Annotated in this window: 1 protein-coding gene; it reads right to left on the reverse strand. The window is 75.0% G+C overall.

Annotated elements, in window-relative coordinates; all coding sequences use genetic code 11:
* The coding region (locus tag AC5P1C_RS43390; protein ID WP_493871531.1) for an SDR family NAD(P)-dependent oxidoreductase at window positions 1–4,771 on the reverse strand (4,771 nt) is incomplete at both ends.

Consider the following 4,771-nt stretch of genomic DNA (forward strand, 5'->3'; position numbering starts at 1 on the left):
GTACCACTCGCATCCGCCGAGAACGACCTGCACCGCCCATCCACCGAAAGACCCCGCTGCCGCGAGAACTCCACGAAGGTGTGCGGGCTGTTCATGACCGTGACACCGCCGGCGAGGGCCATGTCGGACTCGCCGGAGCGCAGTGACTGCACCGCCATGTGCAGCGCGACGAGCGACGACGAGCAGGCCGTGTCGACCGTGACGGCCGGGCCTTCGAGACCGTAGGTGTACGAGAGCCGTCCCGACAGGACGCTGGACAGGTTCCCGGCGAGCAGGAAGCCCTCGAACTCCTTGGGTGCGGTGGCCAGCCGGGAGGCGTAGTCGTCGTACATGGCGCCGGCGAAGACGCCGGTGCGGCTGCCGCGCAGCGTGGCCGGGTCGATCCCCGCGCTCTCGAAGGTCTCCCACGCGGTCTCCAGGAGGAGCCGCTGCTGCGGGTCCATGGCGGTCGCCTCGCGCGGCGAGAGCCCGAAGAACTCCCGGTCGAACTGGTCGGCGCCGTGCAGGAAGCCGCCTTCGCGGGTGTACGACGTGCCCACGTGCTCGGGGTCGGGGTCGTAGAGCCGCTCCAGGTCCCAGCCGCGGTTCACGGGGAACTCGCTGATCGCGTCGGTGCCTTCGGCTACCAGGCGCCACAGGTCGTCGGGCGAGTTGACACCACCGGGGTAGCGGCAGGCCATGCCGACGATGGCGATCGGCTCGTCGTCCGTCCGGCGGTCGTTGCGGGTCCGGCGTGCCGTGGGGGCGGGCCGGTCGCTGATCCGGTCGAGGAGGTAGGTGGCGAGGGCCAGTGGCGTCGGGTGGTCGAAGACGGCCGTGGCGGGCAGCTTCATGCCGGTGGTGGTGGCGAGCCGGTTGCGCAGGTCGACGCCCGCCATCGAGTCGAAGCCCAGGTCCTTGAAGGCGCGTTGCGGTTCGACGGCCTGCGTGCCGGTGTGACCGAGCACTCCGGCCACGGTGGTGCGGACCAGGTCCAGCACCGCCTGTTCGCGCTTGTCCGACGGCAGCGCGGCGGTGCTCTGCGCCCAGTCGGAACCGGCCGCGCCGCCCGTGCCGGAGGCGGCGGCCTGCGCGCGCCGTGGACGGGTGCGCACCAGGGCCCGGAACAGCGGCGGCACCGGGGTGTCGCCGCCGAAGCGGGTGAGGTCCAGGTGGACCGGGGCGAGCAGGGCGCTGTCGGCGGTGAGCGCCGCGTCGAACAGGGCGAGGCCGCGCTCGGGGGTGAGCGGGACCATGCCCGCCCTGGCCCAGCGGGCGAGGTCGGCGTCGGTGAGGGCCGCTCCCATGCCGTGGGTGCCGTCCCACAGCCCCCAGGCGAGCGAGACGGCGGGCAGGCCCTGGGTGCGGCGATGGTGGGCGAGCGCGTCCAAGTAGGTGTTGGCCGCCGCGTAGTTGGCCTGTCCGGGGGTGCCGGTGAGGCCGGACACGGACGAGAACAGGACGAACGCGGCGAGGCCGAGGGGCGCGGTCAGCTCGTGCAGGAGCCGGGCCGCGTCGGCCTTGGGCCGAAGCACGGCGTCGAGCCCCGCGGGGGTCAGGCTCTGCACGGTCGCGTCGTCGAGGACACCGGCCGTGTGCACGACGGCGGTCAGCGGGTGGTCGTCCGTGACCTCGGCGAGCAGGGCGGTCAGGGCCTCCCGGTCGGCGGCGTCCGCCGCCACCACGGTGACCTCGGCGCCGAGCGCGGCCAGTTCGGTCCTGAGCGCGTCGGCGCCCGGGGTACCGGGGCCGCGGCGGCTGCTCAGCAGCAGGTGCCGTACGCCGTGACGGGCCACGAGATGGCGGGCGACGAGTGCGCCGAGGCCGCCGGTGCCGCCGGTGATCAGGACGGTGCCGTCGGGGTCGAGCGGGGTGCCGCCCCGGACCTCGGGTGCGTGCGCCGCCTGGTCGGTGGATGCCTCCTGCGGCACCCCGGCCGCCCGGAGGGGTCGGGTCAGCCGGGGCGCGCGGAGGCCGCCGGCGCGAAGCGCCAGCTGCGGCTCCTCGGTGGCGAGCGCGGCGGCCACGAGTCCGTCCGCCGGCTCGGTGCCATCGAGGTCGATCAGGGTGACACGGCCGGGGTGTTCGGACTGCGCCGAGCGCACCAGGCCCCATACGGGGGCGGTGGCGAGGTCCACGTCGTCGGCCGGGTCCGCGGCGACGGCACCTCGGGTGAGCAGGGCGAGCCGGGTGTCGGTGAACCGCTCGTCGGCCAGCCAGCTCCGCAGCAGGCCGAGGACGCCACGTACCGCCCCGTGCGGGTCGTCGGAGTCCGGTACGGGGGTGAGGTGGACGGCGACGGCGGTGGCTCCGGCAGCGACGGCGTTCCCGGCCACGGCGAAGAGGTCACCGGTGGCCGCGCCCGGGGGCGCGGCGGTGTCGAACGCCACCTCCACAAGGGCGTCGCCCGCGCCGCTCGCGTCCGTCGGCGCCGGCACGTCCTGCCAGGCCACGGTGAACAGCGAATCGGCGGGCCGCTGTTCATCCGCGGCGGCGATGCGGTCCCTGCCGACGGGGCGCAGGACGATCTCGTCGACGACGGCGACCGGCGCGCCGGTGGCGTCGGCGGCCGTCAGGGTCGCGGCGCCCGTGCCGGCCGGGGTGATCCGCACGCGGAGCTCGGTGGCGCCGTACGCGTACAGACAGACGCCGCTGAAGCCGAACGGCAGCCTGATGCGGTCTTCCTCGCCGGGCACCGCCGCGTCGAGGACGAGCGGGTGCAGTACCGCGTCGAGGAGCGCGGGGTGGACGCCGTAGCCGTCGGCGCCGGAGTGCAGCTCATCGGGGAGGCGTACCTCGGCGAAGACCTCGTCGCCACGCCGCCACAGTGAGCGCAGGCACTGGAAGGCGGGCCCGTAGGTGTAGCCGAGGTCGTGCAGGCGGGCGTAGACGTCGTCGAGGGCCTGCGCCTCGGCGCCGGCCGGCGGCCACTGCGCCAACTCGGCGTCGACGTCCGGGAGTCCGGCGGGCTCGGTGGCGAGGGTGCCGCTCGCGTGCCGGGCCCAGGGCGCGTCGGCGGTGGCGGTCGCGTCCTCCAGGCGTGAGTGCAGGGTGAAGGGCCGCTGTCCGGTGGGGTCGGGGGAGCCGACGGCGATCTGCAGACGGATCGCGCCGCGCTCGGGCAGCGGCAGCGGCGCCTCCAGGGAGAGGTCGGCGACCTGCGGGGTGTCGACGTGACGGCCTGCGGCGGCGACGAGTTCGAGGAAGGCGGTGGCCGGGACCAGGTCGATGCCCACGATGGTGTGCTCGGCGAGCCAGGGCTGTCCGGCGCGCGCGATGCGGCCGGTGAACACGGCGTCGTCACGGTCGGCCAGCTCGACGACCGTGGTCAGCAGCGGGTGTCCGGCCGGCTCCAGGCCGAGGGTGCGGGCGTCGGCGCGGGCCGGTGCGGTCAGCCAGTAGTGCTCGCGCTGGAAGGCGTACGTGGGCAGCTCCGCGAGCGCGGCCGATGGCGTGCCGGGGAAGAAGGTGTCCGCGTCCAGGGGCGCCCCGTGCGCGTACGCCTCGGCGCAGCCCGCGGCGAAGGCGGGGCCCTCGGGGCGGCCGGAGCGCAGCAGCGGCACGGCGGTGACGGGCGAGTCCTGGAGGATCTCGCGGGCCAGTGAGGTGAGCACCGCGTCGGGGCCGAGCTCGACGAGGACGGTGGTGCCCAGGCGGGCGAGTTCGCGGGCGGCGTCGGCGAACCTGACGGCCTCGCGGATCTGCCGTGTCCAGTAGTCGGGCGAGGTGAGTTCGGCGGCGGTGGCGGCCTCGCCGGTCACGGTGGACACCAGGGGGATGCGCGGCTCGTGGAACGTGACGCGGCCCGCCTCGGCACGGAACGCGTCGAGCACCTCGTCCATGTGCGGCGAGTGGAAGGCGTGCGACACCTGCAGTCGCTTGGTGCGCAGGCCCTTCTCGCGCCAGGTGGCGGCGAGCCGGAGCGCGGTGTCCTCGTCACCGGAGATCACCACGGAGCGGGGCGCGTTGACGGCCGCGACGGACACGGAGTCCTCCAGGCCCGCGAGGGCCGCCGTCACCTCCTGCGGGTCGGCCTCGACGGCGACCATGGCGCCGCCGGTGCGGGCGGACTGCATGAGGCGGCCGCGGGCGGCAACGAGCCGGGCGGCGTCCGCCAGATCGAACACCCCGGCCGCGTGAGCGGCGGCGAGTTCACCGATGGAGTGCCCGGCGACCAGGTCCGGAGTCATGCCGTGGTGGTCGAGCAGCCGGAACAGGGCGGTCTCGACGGCGAAGAGCGCGGGCTGGGTGTACGTCGTGGAGTCAAGGAGCGCGGACTGCTCGCTGCCTTCGGGGGCGAACACGACGTCGCGCAGCGGGGTGTCGAGGAGCCCGTCGAAGGCGCCGAGCACCTGGTCGTACGCGGCCGCGAACACCGGGTGCGCGGCGTGCAGTTCGGCGCCCATCCGGGCGCGCTGGGCGCCCTGCCCCGTGAACAGGAACGCGGTCTGGGCGCGCTGCGGTGCGGTACCTCGCAGCACGGTGGGCGTGTCGGTGCCCGCGGTGACGGCAGCGAGCCCGTCGAGGAGCTCCGCGCGGCTCCCGGCGAGGACGACCGCGCGCCGTTCGAAGGCGCTGCGACTGACGGCAAGGGCGCGTCCGGTGGCAGCCACCTCGTCGTTGCTCTCGGTGAGTTGGGCAGCGAGCCGGGCGGCCTGGGCGCGCAGGGCGGCATCGTCACGCGCGGACAGCACCCAGGGCGCCGGGAGGCTCAGCTCGGGGGTGGGGTTGTGTGCCGGTGCGGTGGCTGTCGTGTCGGGGGCTTGTTCGAGTACGACATGGGCGTTGGTGC

The sequence above is a fragment of the Streptomyces sp. A18 genome (assembly GCF_059026065.1).